Below are 17254 nucleotides of genomic sequence, written 5' to 3'. Positions count from 1 at the left end.
ACCGGGATCGAAAGATATCACCATGTATCGCCGACAATTCCTGAAGACGCTGGCCATTGGCGCAGCGGCCATCGCACCATCAACGAAATACCCTTGGTCGAACGAAGCACGGGCAGCGACCAGCACCATCGATCTGTCCGTTTCCAGCCGCGTCCTGGAGGTGAACGGGAAAGCCGCAACCGTATTCGGGCTCGGTACGGCGGACGGCAAGCCGGGACTGGTCCTCAACGCGGGAGGCGATTTCGACGTCAACCTGCTGAACCGGACGAAAGAGGACACGCTGATCCATTGGCACGGATTGACGCCCCCCTGGGGCATGGACGGGGTGCCCGACAACCCGGCCAAACTGCTGGCGGCGGGTGAAAACCGCCACTACCTCTTTCCGGTCGGGCAGGGGGGAACCCACTGGATGCACGCACATACGCTGCAGGAACAATCCCTTCTGGCGGCCCCGCTGATCGTACGCACGGCCGATGACCTTGCGCGCGACGAACAGGAGGTCGTCATCCTGCTCCATGACTTCTCGTTCAAGACGCCGGAGGAACTGCTGAGCGGATTGAAGGCCGCCGGCTCCAGCTCCGGCGGAGGCATGGGGCATGGCGCAATGACCGGTCACATGGGCGCGGGGATGGAGGGCATGCAGGGCATGCATGGGCAGTCCATGTCGGGCATGAGCATGCCGGGCATGAATATGCCCGATATGGCGATGCCTGGCATGATGGCCATGGACCTGAACGACATCGAATACGACGCCTACCTTGCCAATGACCGCACACTCGACGATCCCGAGGTCATCGCCGTCGAAAAGGGAGGACGCGTCCGCCTGCGGATCATCAACGGCGCGACTGCCACGGCTTTCACCATCGACATCGGAACCCTTGCCGGCGAACTGATCGCAGTCGATGGAATTGATGTGGTGCCCGTACCCGGTCATCGGTTCCCGGTTTCGATGGGCCAGAGGCTGGACATTCGCCTGCAGGTGCCGCCCACTTCCGGAGCCTTCCCCATCCTGGCGCTGCGCGAGGGGGCAAGGGAACGGACGGGCGTCATCCTGGCCACCAGCGGCGCCAGCATTTCAAAGCTCGGTACCGATGCCGCCGACAATGGCCCGGTTCTCGATCTGGCGCTGGAGGAGAAGCTGCAGGCCGTCAAACCGCTTTCTCCGCGCGCCCCGGACCGGACCTATGCCCTGACATTGAGCGGAGACATGGCCTCCTACGTCTGGGAAATCGGCAGTGCGGACGGGCCGCTGAAGGTGGTGACCGGGAACCGCGTGGAACTGGCGATGCGCAACATGTCGATGATGGCGCATCCGATGCATCTGCACGGCCATCATTTCCGGGTCGTGGGGATCAATGGAAAGCGGATCGACGGCGCGGTTCGCGATACGGTTCTCGTGCCGCCGATGGCGCAGGTTGCCATTCAGTTCGATGCCCCGAACCCCGGCCGCTGGCCATTCCATTGCCATCACCTCTATCACATGGCGACGGGGATGATGTCGTTCGTGACCTACGAAAACGCGCTCTAGGCTGGAGATGAGCATGACACATGACCTCCACAACCATGCCGGCCACGATCACCGGGGACACGACGCGCATCATTCGCCGCCCGGCCAGCCGGTCACGCTACGGGAGCAGGGCGTGCCTGACGGCACGATCTATACCTGCCCCATGCATCCGCAAATCAGGCAGATCGGCCCCGGCAATTGCCCTATCTGTGGCATGACGCTGGAGCCGGTCGTCGCCACGGCGGAGACCGGCCCGAGTGAAGAATATCGGGACATGCAGCGCCGATTTTGGGTCGGCCTCGTGCTCTCGCTTCCGGTGCTCGCCCTCGAAATGGGCGGGCACCTGACAAACCTGCACATGCTGCTCGGTCCGCAGACATCGAACTGGCTGCAGATGGGGCTGGCGACACCGGTCGTCCTCTGGGCGGGCTGGCCCTTCTTCCAGAGGGGGTGGCAGTCGCTGGTGACGCGCCATCTCAACATGTTCACCCTGATTGCGATGGGCACCGGCGTCGCCTGGATCTACAGCGTCGTCGCGACCGTATTTCCGGACGTCTTCCCGGCCACTTTCCGCTCAGGGGAGGGCTCCGTCGCCGTCTATTTCGAGGCGGCCGCCGTCATCACGGTTCTGGTGCTGTTGGGGCAGGTGCTGGAGCTGCGGGCCCGCGAGCAGACGGGCGGAGCGATCCGCGCCCTGCTCGATTTGGCGCCCAAGGTAGCGCGGCGGGTGAATGCCGATGGCACGGACGAGGATATCGGTCTCGATCTCGTTATCGTCGGAGACCGCCTGCGCGTACGTCCCGGAGAGAAAATCCCGGTGGACGGCACGCTGCTCGAGGGCCGCAGTTCGGTCGACGAGTCGATGATCACGGGCGAATCCATGCCGGTGACCAAGGATGCGGGGTCGAAGCTCATCGGCGGCACGATGAACCAGACCGGCGCTTTCGTCATGGAAGCCGGCAAGGTCGGCCGGGATACGATGCTCTCGCGGATCGTGCAGATGGTTGCCGATGCGCAGCGCTCCCGTGCCCCCATCCAGCGCCTGGCGGATGAGGTGTCGGGTTGGTTCGTGCCTGTTGTCATCGTCATTGCGGTCCTATCCTTCGCGATCTGGATGCTGTTCGGCCCGGAGCCGCGCTTCGCGCACGGCCTGGTGGCGGCCGTCGCGGTGCTGATCATCGCATGCCCCTGTGCGCTGGGGCTGGCGACACCGATGTCGATCATGGTCGGCGTGGGACGCGGCGCGCGGCTCGGCGTGCTGATCAAGAACGCCGAGGCCCTCGAGCGGTTCGAGAAGGTCGATACGCTCGTCGTCGACAAGACCGGAACGCTTACCGAGGGACGGCCGAGGGTCACGGCCATCGATCCGGGCGGCGAACTCTCCGAGACCGAGCTGCTTCGGCTGGCGGCGACACTGGAGAATTCCAGCGAGCACCCGCTTGCCCTTGCTGTCGTCAATGCCGCGCGGGAACGCGATATTGCGCTCGGGACTGCCGAGGATTTCGACAGCCCGGTCGGCAAGGGTGTCACCGGCCGGGTCGACGGCCACGCCCTCATTCTCGGCAGCCACCGGATCATGGAGGAGGAGAAGATCGACGTTTCCTCCATGACCGGCAGGGCCGAGGAACTGCGCAATGACGGGGCGACGGTCATCTTCATGGCCATGGACGGGCGGGTGGCCGGTCTCTTCGCCATCGCCGATCCGATCAAGGCCACGACCCCTGCTGCCGTAAAAGCTCTGGTCGAGGCCGGAATCCGCGTCGTCATGCTCACCGGCGACAACCGGACGACGGCGCAGGCCGTCGCCCGAAGGCTCGGCATTGCCGAGGTCGAGGCGGAAGTTCTGCCGGAGGACAAGAGCAAAATCGTGTCGCGCCTGCGAGGCGAGGGACGGATCGTCGCCATGGCCGGGGACGGCGTCAACGACGCGCCCGCGCTTGCCGCGGCCGATGTCGGTATCGCCATGGGGACAGGGACGGATGTGGCGATCGAGAGCGCCGGGGTGACCCTTCTCAAAGGCGACCTGCAGGGCATCGTGCGCGCACGCCAGCTCAGCCGCGCGACGATGTCGAACATCCGCCAGAACCTGTTCTTCGCCTTCATCTACAATGCCCTGGGCGTGCCGGTCGCAGCCGGTGTTCTCTATCCCGCCTTCGGCCTTCTCCTGTCGCCCATCATCGCGGCTGCCGCCATGGCCCTGTCGTCGGTCAGCGTGATCGGCAATTCGCTGAGATTGAGGAGTACTGCCCTATGATCAATTCGCGCACCTGGATGCTCATGGGCGGCTCGCTCATCGTGATCGTCCTGTTCTTCATGCTCCGGGAGCATTGGGGGCACGCCTTCGGCCTGCTGCCCTACCTGCTGCTTCTGGCCTGCCCCCTCATGCACCTGTTCCATGGCCATGGCGGGCATCACGGCCATGACGGAGGCGAGGAAAAATGAACCTCCAGCACTCGGCGGAGGCCACCGTTCCTATCGGGGCAGCCGCCGGGGCGCTCCCCGACGGGAACGCGGAGCCGCTATGCGCTTTGGCTGGAATTGCCCCGGTCGCCGCTTTCTCCAAGCAGCTCCCAGAGATCCACCTTCTCCGCGCGCCCCTTCACCTGCACCAGGCCCAGCGGCCGAAACACAAATCGCTCGCCGACCGCGTCGCGTATCGCCGCACTCACCAGGATCGATGTACCGAACTCCTTGTTCAGCCCTTCCAGCCGTGACGCCACATTGATCGTATCGCCCATGGCCGTGTACTGCTGGCGCGAAATGGCGCCGAAACTGCCGACGACGGCCGGGCCGGTGTGGAGGCCGAAGCGGGTGAAAAGCTCGGGGCTGCCGTTGTGGCGGTTCTCCTCGTTCAGGCCGTCGACCGCTGCTTTCATGGCGAGCGCGCATCGGCAGCCGTGCTCGGCATGATCAGCATCTTCAACGGGGGCATTCCACATGACGAAGATGGAGTCGCCGAGATATTGCACGACGGTGCCGCCATTTTGCTCGGCGATGGTGTTCAGAAGTTCGAAATAGGCCGAGAGCGTATCGACCACGTTTTCGGGCGAATGCTGCTCGGATATGGCGGTGAAATCCCTGATATCGGTGAAGAGCACCGTCACGTCCTGGCGCGTCGCCTTGACGACCGTTCGCCCCTCGGGATTGACGATCCGCCGGACGACTTCGCGCGGCACATAGAGGGCAAACTGGCCGATGGCGTGGCGGCTCGCCGCAAGCGCAGTCGCCAGCGTATTGATCTCCGTTATCCAGGAATGCGACACGGCTTTCTCGCCGACATCGAGATCGCCGATCCTGCGCGCCTCGTCGGCCAGCCGGTTGAGAGAGCGGCTGACCATACGTGACAGCAGCACCGATGCCGCGACACCGGCTGCCAGGAGGGCTCCGGCAATCAGGAGATTGTGCAGCAGCAGCCGGTGGGCCTCCGCCACCAGATCCTCCATCGGCACGATGATTGCGGCAGTGCTGCCCTCGAACAGGCCGGAGACGCTGACGGGGGCGATCTGCACAAGCTGGCTTTCGCCATCAAGCTCGACGCGCGCCAGGCCGCCATTGGCAAAGGCGGGATCGCGCCTGAGCCTTGCCACGGTTTCGAGGCTCGTGTCGAAACCGTTGGCCGTCGCTTCAACAGCGCCAGCAGTTCTCGACCATGTTGCTATGATCCTGCTCATGATATCGGGGTCGGAATGGGCGACGAGATCATCGCCGGCATCGATGATGTAGGCGCGCGCCCGCGGCGAAATCTGGCGCGCGTCCAGCAGGCGGCTGATAGTCTGCAGGTGAATGTTGATGCCGACCACCACCTTGGCATCGTCGCGCATGGGGGCTGCGATCGTCAGCGTCGGGACACCAAGCGTTCCGGTGATATAGGGGCCGACAGAGACCGTTGCGCCATCCTGAACGACGGCCTGATACCAGGGACGCTGGCGCGGATCGAAGGAGGCGTATTCGACATTCCGCTCGCCGATCGTTCTTGCCTCGATATCAAGAAACTGCAGCGTCGAGATGACATTGGCGCTCTGCCTGCCGGCGATCGTCCGGATCGCGAAAGCCGTGCCGTCAGGTGCTGCGAGCGTCTGGGAGATATCGCGCCTTCCGGTGTTGATGACCTGCAGATAGGAGCCGTCAGGGTACCCGGTGTAGATGCTCGTCGCATTGGGGACGTTTCGCAGGACCTCCAGGAAGAATTCCTGCTTCGCCTTGATATCCTGCGGCGGCGGGGAGGCGAGCTGCGGCAGGGTCGCCGCCAGCGCCACCGCCTCCATGCCTCCCTGCAGCGTATTGCGGTATCCCTCGATCAGCCGCAGGCTCATCCCGCGCATCTGCTGCACGCCGGCGCTGACCGCAGCATCGCTTCCGCGGCTGAAGGCCAGCCAGATGATCGGCATCGACGTGAACAGCAGCGATGCGACGACCAGGACGCCGAGATGCAACCTTAAGGGTTTGGACCAGCCCACGGGACTTCCCTCGAAATGCGGGTGCGTTCGGCACAGGTTTCATCTCAAACTTGTGTGGTTGTGCAGGAATGAGCGTACCCAACTGTCGCAGCTAACCGCTTTTTGAGGGGTTATACAAGCCGGATGCGGCTGTCACACATGCCTCGCTTGGGCCGGTCGTTGGGGCCCGAATGAAAAGCCCGCAATTGAATGGCCTCCAAGCCTCTCGAAAATCGCCGACGCTCTTCTATCTGCGCCATGGCCGGTATTTCTTCCGGTTCGCCATTAAGGGCGAGGAGCGATTATTTTCGAATGGGGGCGTTTCATTGATGCCGCAGGCCGCATAGGCTGCCGGCCGGAGGGCAGCGATCGGAACAAGCACGTCCGTGAGCCGGCGGAAAATGGCGCTGGATCGAAACGATATTGCGCGGCGAGCCGTGTCACACACTTTTCACGCGACTCTTGCTTCCATACATGATTATTTCACGCGCTTAACGCGTTTTGGCGGACTGAGCAGGTATAGCGGCTCGCGGGGGTATCGTGTGGCGGGCCCTATAACTGGCCTCAAATTCCGAGGAGGTTTCGGCCTCTTTTGCCCGGATTTCTCGCTAGACCAGCCCGCTGCCATCTTGAGATTGTGTTGGCGAAAGCCTGTCAGGCCGTTGTCAGGCTGGCATGGAAAGCCGTCGTCACTGCCAGTCAAACCGCTCCTGCCGTTTGCCGAAGATCAGAATGCTCGGCTGGCTGGGTTCCTGTCGGGCGGGCTCAGGTGGGTCGGGTCGTATCGGCTGGGACTTCACGTCGAGGAGGTCTTCGATCCGCTTCAGATGGTGGAGAACCTGCCTCTGGCGATCGTAAAGCCTGCCAAGCAACGCATGTTCCAGATCCAGCGGCGCCCCCATCATGCGCAGCCTTCTAAGGGCGATTTCCTGCGTGGTGATGTGCTGCGCTGCCTTTGCGGCGTGGAGCTGCGCGAACTTCAGATCTTTTTTCTTGTATCGCACCGATTGCATCTGTCTCGCCAATCGTTCCGTTATTCGCGCCGGGCCGGGACGCTGTTCTCTAAGGCTCTCAGCTCTTTTCGCGGAGGTTTCGACGGCACGGCCGCTATGACCACGAGTCCGCAACAATTCCTGCGGATGCCGGCTGCAAATCAAATTCACTGTTTGCAAAATAACCAGTAGCATTCTCACCGTAGGCTTTCAAAATAATAAAATATTTTTTGCCAAGAAAAATGAAAAGTATGATTTTTGTCGTTTTGACGATAAATATAACAGGATAAATACAACCTTATTTTGAAATATTATGTGAGGTTTCCGATATTTTTATTTAAAAATATTTCGATAATAATTTAGAGGATGCTGTCTGTCTGCGTGAACGTAGGATGAATTTTCAGGCATTTATGAAGTAGGGCCTTCTAAATAACTGATGGATGAGCAGGGACACGGAACGAAGGCAGATCAAAGCCGGCTCACCATCGATCGTGACATTCCTGTCGTTTCGTCCCCTGTGATACGTGCGGCCGCGAGGCCGTGGCAATGACGGGGTGGGCGCTGCTCACCGCAGCGAAAGACAGCGAACAGGATACGACCACGGCATGGAACAATAAGGCTGCCGGATGATTGTATGAGGTTAGGCGACGGACATTCCCGTTGGTCGTTCAATTCCCCGGAGCCTGCATCTTCATTCTGGAGCGGCTGCCTCTTAACGCAGAAAGCAGGAGGCAGTTATGTTGAAGATCAACCCTGGGAATATGCCCACGACAAAGTGGCGCACAGGCATCAGGTCCAGTGCGGGATTCAAGATCTGCCTATGGATACTCATCGCGGCTTGTTTTGCGATGCTCGCCTGGAGCATCATTCTTGCATGACTGCGGTGCCCCCGGCTTTTCCACCCGTCTGCCAAGTCCAATCAGTCTTCACGGAAAGGCCATACATGTCACCTCAAGATGAGGAACGTGCTCTCTTCGATCGTGTCTGGGCCACAGGTGCTTTGGCAGCAACAACTGATCGAGGCTCGGCGCTGGCCGACATCGCCAGCAGCAAGCCGACACTCGAACAATATCGCAAGACCTACGGCTCTCGAAAAACCGATCTCATCAGGATCATGAAACTCGGTATCCGCCAGCTCCACGCTTGCGGTGAACTGCAGGAACCGTAATCTACTTCCTTTGGGTGATGATATCAGGACAAGCGGCTAGCTCCGGTGGAGCCCATGGCTGCTGCCACGCACCAGTTCGCATCCCCCGCTAAAACGGGATCATCGAGGGGCTTCCACTCAATACTCGGCAAGCCCCCCACATTGGGTTCGGTCCTAGTAATCCTACTACCGCCGCATAGCTACTTTCGTCGCGTCGCGTTCGATTCGCAATTCATCCAAAAGGGTTAGGCAGATCCGGTCAGTCATGTTGACGGGACCCTCACGACAGCCGTCCCGCCACAGGGCGACAGGTGCAATGGCCCTGCCGGCCCAAAGCCGATGCTCTCCCTTCATCAGTGGCTCAGAAGACCGTCCTCGCCAGTACCAGGGCCACCGGCCACACCCAAGAATTCTTCTGTGGTTGTTCTTGCGCATTACTCGCGCCAGGCGGGCGGCGATGTTAGAGATCACCTGCTAACTGGGGTTATCTAATGAAAAAACTCATTCTCGCCGCGGCGCTTGCCGCAGCGCTCACGTCCTGCGCGAAAAGACCTGACGCCATCGTGCAGGCCGACATCCCGATGCAGGCCTACACCAATCTCAGCTGCCCGCAGATCGCCAGCGAACACAGCAAGGAAAAGGTGAAACTCGACGGCCTCTCGAAGCAGCAGATCTCGGCCGCCAACGGCGATGCGTTTGGTGTGTTTCTGGTGGGGGTACCGATCGGCAGTGTGGCCGGTGGGGATAAGGAAGGCGAGGTTGCGGTGTCGAAGGGCAAGGTTTCGGCGATGGAGAGTGCGGCGCTGTCGAAGGGGTGTAAGTTGTAGGTGAGGGGATGTGGAGGGGGAAGTTGGCGGCAAGAGCAGCAGTGCGGCAACCCTCTCTACCCTCATCTCTGTGCTTGTCACAGAGATCCAGCCATCGCGCGTCCGCGCGGTGAATGAGTCATCTGAGGTGAGGGGTGTTCGCTAGCCCAAAAGCCACCGTCAGATGCTGGGCGGGACCTGAGTATTTCAGGATGTAGAGTATCCATTTGATGATGATGGGGTGGTGGCTATTGCAGGGCCGGAAAACGTTCTTACGTATCCGACATGACCAGGGATGAGATCAAGAAATACCAAACGATTTACACTGATCGGCGGCAACGGAAGATCAATAGGCCGTTTATTGGCACCGGATTGCCCAGCAGTTCAGATAATAAGAGCGCACGTCACTTCAAACGATCTCGCCGCCGTCGGGCATGCTTTGCCGTACACGATGGGGCGATTGTGTCCCGCGCTTCCTTGCGCAACGCTGGATTGATCACCACATCGGGCATAGGGCGATAACTGAAGGAGCGCGCAATGTTTGAAGTTGGAGAAAATTACGAGTTTCGCGTCATCGAAGATGGCGATCAAGTAACTTTTACAGGCATCATTGAGAGATATGAACATCCGCTCGTGAAGCTTAAAGACACTCCGGCCTACAAGCAGGTGGCAACTACACACTCTCGTGGGTGGCCGATCCAGAAGCCAAACCACACCCCGGGAAAATTATCAACGTGGTATCGCCAGCCTTCGTCAACGCGTTCAAGCGATGATGCAATAGAAGGTGCCGGTCTCGCGTCATTCCTGTGACAAGCACAGGAATGAGGGAGGATGGGACTACTTCGCCGAGACGGGCTTAGGCTTCTTCATGAATGAGAATTTCACCTTTCCACACAGGCATTGCAGATATTCACGTTTCCCGCGGGTGGGCTTTACCTCGATAAGGGCTCCGCAGGCGTCGCATTTAAAAAGTGTGCAGAGCTTTTCAAATGCTTCGACGACTGCAAGGAATTCGGACTTATCCAACTCGGCCCATTCGTTGTAATGAACCGATGGGTTTATCTGCCACTGCTCTGCCTTGGATTGATTTACGGCCTCATCGAAAGCCCTCGTGCGCGCGTCGATTGCAGCAATCCGGTCAGTGTCCTGCCATGTCGTCGCAGCATTGTGTGCATCTCTGTATAGGCTTTTCATTTGGCCAATTGCAGGGTCGAGCAGATCTCCCAGATCGTAATGTCCGTCGACGCTGAATTCGACCTTAACTCTTAGTGCCTCGCAAAATTCGGCCGATAGGTGTTCAAGGGAGCGGCGGAGCAATGCTGCCGCTCCGTGGACATCATCTTGATCGACAAGGTGGCGTATTTCATCCCAAACATCACCCTTAGCCCATACGGTAGGACCATCATCAACCGTCCACTTCCGGAAATGTATGGTGCCATCTTTCTTCACCAAGTCTGTCGTACTCATGAATTTCAGCCACGCCTTGTCGTGGGTCGTCAGCACAAACTGGGTGTCAGGAAATTCGGCTTGAAGCAGCTTCGAAACTTCGCGTCTATGACCCACATCGACCGACATCAAGACGTCGTCAAGGACGGCGAACGTAAATCCGGGTCCTAGAAGGTGGCGCATCAGAGCAAGGTAGAGGCAAAGCCCCATACTGTCTTGGTGCCCCTCGCTATGATAGGCTCCGGGTGGAAAGAACCCGCGTCCGTAAAAGTCGACGCCGAACCCGAGTTTTCCGAACGAGGGAGTTAATTTGGCTTCGAATGCATTCTCGTCGTCGGCGTTGATGCGTCGGTATAAGTCGGCGAAATTCGCCTGGACATCCTCATATACTTTTTCGAGTGCGGTGTTCGACGTTTCCTTATAAACCTCGAAGACTTTTCTTGCTTTTGTTGCTCTATCCTCTGCGGTCCTCGCTGTTGCATGCGCTTTTCTTAATTCATCCAGCCTCAGTTGAGCAGTGAGAAGGTAATCACGGGCGGCGTCCTGATCAGATGGCTCGGGAAGAGCATTTATCGCTGCTTCGATTTTCTTGCCGACACTGAGAAATCCATCTGCAGATGGTAATTTACTGATCGCAGTGATCGTCTTGTCTAGAGGTAGAAAGGACTTGAGGACATCGCTGGCATCTCTCAGGGCCGTCCCGAAGTCGGCGATTGTCTGAAGTTCATCAACGTCGAGGAATTGCTTGGCGTAGGAATATACGGTGCGTGTAAGCGCGCGGTCCTCCTCCAATGCCTCTCGAATTGGAGAGATTGCAGCCTCAGCCTTTTCACGGAGGACTTTGACATCCTCCAGTTTCTTTCGCTTGTCATTCACGATCGCTGAAATCTCTTCCAGAGTCTTGGGCGTATCGCAAACCGGGCAGAGCTCGCCATCATAGAGTTCAAGGGCCGTCTTTAGAAAGTCGTCCCGAAGCACCGCGTTGAGAATGTTTTCGTCGGCTTGCAGGAGTTCGAGTGCCGATTTTGCATCTGCTATGCGGGTGGGGAAGATTCCTTGCGAACGTGAGTTCACGGAGTCGATTGCTGCCTCCACGTCCGATTTTGCTGCGGCTTTATTGACGCGGGACGGTTGGCTACCCTCCGCAGTCGCCAATCCGTCGCGCAGGGAGACGTCTACCCCTAGTGATTGTAAAGGTGCCAACCCGAGGACCGCGCGACGCTTATTCGCTGCTTGAAGGACATTGGCTTCTGTCGCATCCGCGATATCCATGGCGCGCACCAAGTCGGCTCGCACGATTGCATTATTGTTCTTCGCTGTCTTGGCCATACTGTCTGCCCCGTTTGCGATTTTCTGCAATCGGGCTCTTATCGTCTCGAGCTGATCGAGTTTAAGGAGTGCCTGAACATCTTTTGCGCGCTGCCCGGGCTCCGTCAGAACGAACCGAATGATCTCTCGGCGTGAGAGTGCGATCTCCGGATGAGCCTCCAGTTGCCGGAATGTGGCTCGCGCCTCCCGGCTATCCGGTATAAGTTCAAGAGTTGAAGGCGACTTTACCGTTCGTCTGGCCTTTACAGTCTTGTTTAGGGACGGGATCCAGACGGCAGCCTCGACGAACGCTTTCTCGGGGCTCTTTTGACAATCGACGTGGGCGCCGTGGTCCCTCACAGATAGGTCGCCGCGACCTTTACCTGTCAGTCGGGAGATCGTTCCCGTAAGTACGAATTCTAAGGCATCTACGACGCCACTCTTGCCCGTGCCGTTAGGGCCGCAGATAGCGAAGTTCTTCCGTTTTGGGGAGATCGTTAGGGATCGGATGCCGCGAAACTCGGATATGGTGAGCGTGTCGATCTTGATCACTGCTGCTCAACGTCGAAAAGAGCGCGCTCCAATGAGGACTCGTTGAAGTCTCGCTTCTCCAAGATCACATGCCTGAGGCGAATGGAAATATCCGAATAACCATCTTCTGCGGCGACGGCGTTGACGAACTCAGTTAGGATTCGATCCACGACGGAGAGTTCATCGTATTCTATGGCACCACCAATCTCTTGTCCGACCATGTATATCCTCCCATAAATACACTATTGCAACCTAATGCTGTGGCCAAGCGTCAATCAATAGATTGTTGCACATATTTGAGAAAGGCATTGTGCTATCGACGTCGAAGGATCGAGAGCTAGCTTCGCGGATCATCGGCTTTCGCCAGAGACCGGAGGGTTTTGGGGAGTTTTCGCAATGTGGAATTGCGGGCGACCCAGTCTATGAAAAATACTGCTTTCACGTGCGGCAAGGCGCTAGGCGTGTCGCGGAACTCGGTGATCGATTTAGCCAGGCCGTGTCGGCTAATTGCTAACAGTCTATTGACTACGCGCTGTCCGCACTGCCTTCCCTTCACAACCGCGCCACTCTCCTCAAATGCTCCGCAGTCGTCGTCGCAAACCCAAAAAACTCCAGATAAGCCGGTATCTGCTCAAACAGCATATCCGTCCCCACCTGATACCGGCATCCTCGCTCCCTTGCTGCGGCGAGAAACGGCGTGATCTCCTCCTTCATCACCACCTCGCCAACGAAAGTCCCCGCCGAAAGCCGCGTCACATCCATCGGCAGCGGGTCATCCTTGCGCATGCCGAGCGGCGTGGCGTTGATGACGATGTCGAATCCATCCGGGTCGTTTGAGCCTGTGGTGACCCTGGTTGCGGGGTAGTAAGTGTTGAGGCGGGTTTTCAGGCCTTCGAGTGCGGCCTTGTTGTCGTCGTGGAGGGCGAGGTGGCCGATGGCGGCGGAGGCGAGGGAGGCGGCGATGGCCGAGCCGACGCCGCCGGCGCCGATGAGGAGGGCTTTGGCGCCTGATATGGTCTGGCCCTTGCGCTTGAGGCCGCGCACGAAACCTTCGCCGTCGAACATGTCGCCGATCAGTCTGCCGTCGGGGCCGAGCTTGATGGCGTTGCAGGAGCCGGCGACGCGGGCATTGGTGGAGATCTCGTCCAGCAGGCCCATCGTGGTAATCTTGTGCGGCATGGTGATGAGGGCGCCGTGGATGTTCGACAGGCGGAAGACGAGCTTCAGGAAGTCAGGGTAATGCTGCGGTTTGCAGCCCATCGGCACGACGACGGCGTCGATGCCCTGTTCGTCGAAATAGGGATTGTAGATCAGCGGCGCCTTGAAGCTTTCCGTCGGGTAGCCGAGATGGGCGATCAGCCTTGTGGTGCCGCTAATCATGGGTTTCGCCTTTTAGGAATATGGTCCTTCCCGTGCTCGCGGATGCCTTGATCGCCTCGATGACCTCAAGTGTCGCGAGCCCTTCACGGCCGCTGACGAGGGGTGTCGCCGTGCCTTCGATGACATCGCAGAAATGCTGGAGCTGCAGGGTGAGCGGATCGGCCGGTGTGACGGGCAGGCGTTCCTCGGTCAGCTTTTCGCGCCAGTCGGGGCGGCCGATATTGGACCAGAGGGTGAGATCGGGGATCGTCAGTGCGCCATCGGTGCCACCGATCTGGTAGCAGAACTGGTCTTCCTGCGGAAAGCCGGGGTTTTCGCCCGAGGTCCGCTCCCAGCTCCAGGGCGAGGGCACGGCATCGGAGGCGCTGAGAGTGGCGAGCGCGCCGCTTTCGAAACGCAGCAGTACGACGGCGGTGTCTTCGACGGCATGGCCGCGGGCGGCATTGGATTCCATCGCATGCACGCTTTCGACTTCGCCGAAGAGATGGCGGAAGAGATCGACATCATGGATGAGGTTGATGAAGATCGGCCCGGCGCCCGGTTCGCGCCGCCATGTCACCTCGAAATAGTCATCGGGCTTGGCGACCCAGAAGCTGCCATGGACGGAGCGGATGCGGCCGAGCCGGCCGCTTTCGATCAGGCGCTTGGCCTGCCGGATAATGGGGTTGTGGCGGCGGTGGTGGCCGACGAGGATGGGCACGCCTGATGCTTCGGCGCGGCGCACGAGACCTGCCGCGGCCGCCGCATCGTCAGCGATGGGTTTTTCGATGAGGACGGGGATGCCTGATGCCACCACATCGTCAGCATTTGCCACATGCAGCTGGTTGGGCGTGGCGACGATCACGCCATCCGGGCGGCTCTCAGTGAGCGCTTCGGCAAGGCTTGCAAACCAGGGCAGGCCGTTTGCGCGGGCCTCATCGCGGGCGGCGGGCGAGGGGTCGATGATGGCGGCAAGGGTGGTGCGCGGCTCGGCGAGCACGCCTTCGATATGGCGCTTGCCGATCAGCCCGGCGCCCATGACGGCTATTGCAAGGGGGCGTTTTGACATGGTGCTTCTCCCGGTCTTCGGCGGCTAGTTGCGCAGGATTTCGCCGAGGAATTTGCGGGTGCGCTCGTGGCGCGGATTGGTGAAGAATTCGGCCGGGGCCGCTTCTTCCACGATCGCGCCGCTTGCCATGAAGATCACCCGGTTGGCGACCTGGCGGGCAAAGCCCATTTCATGGGTCACGCAGATCATCGTCATGCCTTCCTCGGCAAGGCTGATCATCGTATCCAGCACTTCCTTGACCATCTCGGGGTCGAGCGCCGAGGTCGGCTCGTCGAAGAGCATCACCTTGGGGCGCATGCAGAGCGCACGCGCAATCGCCACGCGCTGCTGCTGGCCGCCCGAGAGCTGCACCGGATATTTCTCGGCCTGTTCGGAGATTTTCACGCGGGCAAGCAGGGTGCGGGCGCGCTCTTCGGCTTCGGCCTTGGCGACGCCGAGTGCGCGCATCGGCGCCAGCATGCAGTTCTGCAGCACGGTCAGGTGCGGGAAGAGGTTGAACTGCTGGAAGACCATGCCGACCTCGCGCCTGATAGCATCGATCGCCTTGGCCTGGTTGCCGAGCAATATGCCGCCGACGCGGATCTCGCCCTTCTCGTATGTCTCCAGGTGGTTGATGCAGCGGATCAGCGTCGATTTTCCGCTTCCCGAGGGGCCGCAGAGCACGATGCGCTCCCCCCGGTGCACATCGATATTGATATCATGCAGGGCCTGGAAGGCGCCGTACCATTTCTCCACATGGCTCATGGTGATCATGGTTTCGCCAGTCATGTGCTGATTGGGAGATGGGGCGGGAACTGATGTCATGGTGTCTGGTCCAATTCGTGAGGGCGCAGCATCAGCGCGCGTGGGCCGCGTTGAAGCGCCGCTCCAGGCGGGCGCCGAGGATGGTCAGCGGGCAGCACATCAGGAAATAGAGAATGCCGACGATGCCGAAGACGGTGAGCGGCTGGAAGATCTGGTTGGAGATGATGTTGCCGGCCCGCGTCAGCTCCGTGAAGCCGACGATCGAAGCCAGCGACGTGCCCTTGATGAGCTGCACCAGGAAGCCAATCGTGGCCGGCAGGGAGATGCGCAGCGCCTGCGGCAGGATGATATCCTTCATGCGCGAGACATATTTGAGGCTCAGCGCCTTTGCCGCCTCCGTCTGGCCGCGCGGCACGGCTTCGATCGCGCCGCGCCAGATCTCGCCGAGATAGGCGCTGGCATGGAGCGTGAGGCCGATCGCCACCGCCTCCCAGGCATCGAGCCTGAAGCCGATGAGCGCCAGGCCATAATAGGTGACGAAGAGCTGCATCAGGAGCGGCGTGCCCTGGAAGATGGCAATGTAGGCCGATGTCGCCCGCTCCAGCCACGGCATGCCCGAGGTGCGCGCCAGCGCCACGGCAAGGCCGGCGATGCAGCCGCAGACGAAGCCGACGGCGGAGAGAAGCACGGTCCATTTCAGGCCGATCAGAAGGAAGGTGAATTCTTCGCTGCCCATGGCGCCCTCACTTGACCGGATAGGTGAAATAGCGGGCCGAGAAGAGCGCGAAGAGGCGCATCATCAGCCAGGAAATGACGAGGTAGAACACCGTGACGGTGAAATAGACCTCGAAGCTGCGGAAACTGTCGGATTCGATGCGCTGGGCGACCGAGGTCAGCTCATAGGCAGAGATTGCCGAGGCGATGCTGGTCGAGAGCGTGAGCAGCACGAACTGGCTGGTCAGCGAGGGGTAGATGGCCCTGAGCGCCGGCTTCAGGATGATCAGCCGGAAGACCTGCACCTTGTGCAGGCCGAGCGCGAGGCCCGCCTCCATCTGGCCGCTCGGGATGGATTGCACGCCACCCCTGATGATCTCGATCGCATAGGCGCCGCCATTGATGCCGAGCGCGATGATCGCCGTCGGCGTCGGGTCGAGGCGGATGCCGATCAGCGGCAAGGCGAAGAAGAGAAAGAAGATCTGCACCAGGAAAGGCGTGTTGCGGATGAGCTCGACAAAGCCAATCACCAGCCAGCGCAGCGCCTTGATATGGGAATCCCTCAGCGCCACGCCGCCGATGCCGATGACAATCGCCAGGGCCATGCCGCAAAGCGCCAGAAGGAAGGTGCCGAGACAGCCGAGCAGCAGGCTCGGCAAGCCATCGATGACGGGCGTGAAATCCAGTTGATAATTCATGCTGCTTTTGCCGCTCCGACCATATCCGCCATCGCCTCGATCGCCAGCTCATAACCGCGGGCGCCGAAGCCGATCATGATGGCGGTGGCGACACGCGAGACGAGCGATTTATGATAGATCTCCTCGCGGGCATGGACATTGGAAATATGCAGCTCGATCTTCGGCGCATCGAAGGTTTTCAGCGCATCGAGCAGTGCGATCGAGGTGAACGTATAGCCGGCGGGATTGATGATGATGCCGCAGGCGTCCTTGCGGGCCTGATGCACGCTTTCCACCAGCTCGCCCTCGAAATTGGTCTGGCGGAAGTCGACGGAAAAACCGAGGCTTTCGGCCTTTGCGAGACACATCTGCCTGATATCGGCAAGGGTGGTCGAGCCGTAGATGGCGGGCTCGCGCTCGCCGAGCAGGTTCAGGTTCGGTCCGTTGAGCACAAAGATGGTTCTGGTCATGTCGCGCACCTCAAACGGGGCAGGGCCTTATGCCGTGGTTGGGGCATG

16 protein-coding genes are annotated in these 17254 nt (G+C 60.0%); 6 read left to right on the top strand and 10 right to left on the bottom strand.

Features of this window, described 5'->3' with window-relative positions; genetic code table 11:
* Window positions 1-22: 22 nt before the first annotated feature.
* Genes PMI11_RS25595 through PMI11_RS25585 form a run of 3 tightly spaced genes read left to right on the top strand, consistent with a single transcriptional unit; the run spans window position 23 to window position 3949 of the window.
* Window positions 23-1528: a multicopper oxidase family protein gene (locus tag PMI11_RS25595; RefSeq protein WP_007823118.1), complete on the top strand. Its 1506-nt coding sequence runs from the start codon at window positions 23-25 to the stop codon at window positions 1526-1528.
* A gap of 13 nt (window positions 1529-1541) precedes the next feature.
* A complete protein-coding gene (locus PMI11_RS25590; RefSeq protein WP_007823117.1) occupies window positions 1542-3761 on the top strand; it encodes a copper-transporting P-type ATPase in 2220 nt (739 codons plus the stop codon).
* Window positions 3758-3949, top strand: a complete 192-nt coding sequence (locus PMI11_RS25585) for a DUF2933 domain-containing protein (RefSeq protein ID WP_007823116.1) — start codon at window positions 3758-3760, stop codon at window positions 3947-3949. Before PMI11_RS25590 ends, PMI11_RS25585 begins: the two co-directional genes overlap by 4 nt.
* Before the next feature lie 77 nt (window positions 3950-4026).
* On the opposite strand, the gene PMI11_RS25580 is transcribed toward PMI11_RS25585, so the two are convergent.
* Both PMI11_RS25580 and PMI11_RS25575 read right to left on the bottom strand, forming a co-directional pair.
* Window positions 4027-5964, bottom strand: coding sequence for an adenylate/guanylate cyclase domain-containing protein (locus PMI11_RS25580; protein ID WP_007823114.1), 1938 nt, complete (start codon window positions 5962-5964; stop codon window positions 4027-4029).
* A gap of 668 nt (window positions 5965-6632) precedes the next feature.
* Window positions 6633-6956, bottom strand: coding sequence for a hypothetical protein (locus tag PMI11_RS25575; protein ID WP_051034645.1), 324 nt, complete (start codon window positions 6954-6956; stop codon window positions 6633-6635).
* 922 nt (window positions 6957-7878) lie between these two features.
* Here PMI11_RS25575 and PMI11_RS25570 point away from each other — a divergent pair.
* The 3 genes from PMI11_RS25570 to PMI11_RS37450 all read left to right on the top strand — a co-directional run bounded on the left by PMI11_RS25570 (window position 7879) and on the right by PMI11_RS37450 (window position 9698).
* A complete protein-coding gene (locus PMI11_RS25570; RefSeq protein WP_037072128.1) occupies window positions 7879-8103 on the top strand; it encodes a hypothetical protein in 225 nt (74 codons plus the stop codon).
* A gap of 470 nt (window positions 8104-8573) precedes the next feature.
* A complete protein-coding gene (locus PMI11_RS25565) occupies window positions 8574-8909 on the top strand; it encodes a hypothetical protein (protein WP_007823108.1) in 336 nt (111 codons plus the stop codon).
* Window positions 8910-9425: 516 nt separating this feature from the next.
* A complete protein-coding gene (locus tag PMI11_RS37450) occupies window positions 9426-9698 on the top strand; it encodes a hypothetical protein (RefSeq protein ID WP_007823106.1) in 273 nt (90 codons plus the stop codon).
* A 27-nt stretch (window positions 9699-9725) separates the two neighbouring features.
* Here PMI11_RS37450 and PMI11_RS25560 read toward each other — a convergent pair whose 3' ends face one another.
* The 8 genes from PMI11_RS25560 to aroQ all read right to left on the bottom strand — a co-directional run bounded on the left by PMI11_RS25560 (window position 9726) and on the right by aroQ (window position 17206).
* Window positions 9726-12194, bottom strand: coding sequence for an AAA family ATPase (locus tag PMI11_RS25560; RefSeq protein ID WP_007823104.1), 2469 nt, complete (start codon window positions 12192-12194; stop codon window positions 9726-9728).
* On the bottom strand, window positions 12191-12394 hold the full coding sequence (locus PMI11_RS25555) for a hypothetical protein (RefSeq protein WP_007823101.1): 204 nt from the start codon (window positions 12392-12394) through the stop codon (window positions 12191-12193). Before PMI11_RS25555 ends, PMI11_RS25560 begins: the two co-directional genes overlap by 4 nt.
* Window positions 12395-12725: 331 nt before the next feature.
* Window positions 12726-13553 (bottom strand): shikimate dehydrogenase family protein, encoded by an 828-nt coding sequence (locus PMI11_RS25550; RefSeq protein WP_007823100.1) that lies wholly within the window; start codon window positions 13551-13553, stop codon window positions 12726-12728.
* Window positions 13546-14601, bottom strand: a complete 1056-nt coding sequence (locus PMI11_RS25545; RefSeq protein ID WP_007823097.1) for a Gfo/Idh/MocA family protein — start codon at window positions 14599-14601, stop codon at window positions 13546-13548. The genes PMI11_RS25550 and PMI11_RS25545 overlap by 8 nt, the downstream gene beginning before the upstream one ends.
* A 24-nt stretch (window positions 14602-14625) precedes the next feature.
* Window positions 14626-15354 (bottom strand): amino acid ABC transporter ATP-binding protein, encoded by a 729-nt coding sequence (locus PMI11_RS25540; RefSeq protein ID WP_051034644.1) that lies wholly within the window; start codon window positions 15352-15354, stop codon window positions 14626-14628.
* An 82-nt stretch (window positions 15355-15436) separates the two neighbouring features.
* Window positions 15437-16081 carry an amino acid ABC transporter permease gene (locus tag PMI11_RS25535; protein ID WP_007823092.1) on the bottom strand — a complete coding sequence of 215 codons (645 nt, stop codon included), beginning with the start codon at window positions 16079-16081 and terminating at the stop codon, window positions 15437-15439.
* Window positions 16082-16088: 7 nt separating this feature from the next.
* Window positions 16089-16757: an amino acid ABC transporter permease gene (locus PMI11_RS25530; protein WP_007823090.1), complete on the bottom strand. Its 669-nt coding sequence runs from the start codon at window positions 16755-16757 to the stop codon at window positions 16089-16091.
* Window positions 16754-17206, bottom strand: a complete 453-nt coding sequence (aroQ, locus tag PMI11_RS25525; protein ID WP_007823088.1) for a type II 3-dehydroquinate dehydratase — start codon at window positions 17204-17206, stop codon at window positions 16754-16756. Before aroQ ends, PMI11_RS25530 begins: the two co-directional genes overlap by 4 nt.
* Window positions 17207-17254: the final 48 nt, after the last annotated feature.

The organism is Rhizobium sp. CF142 (assembly GCF_000281145.1).
Classification (GTDB): Bacteria; Pseudomonadota; Alphaproteobacteria; order Rhizobiales; family Rhizobiaceae; genus Rhizobium.
The sequence above is the reverse complement of the archived record's forward strand: the minus strand, read 5'-3'. Positions and strand labels throughout refer to the sequence as shown.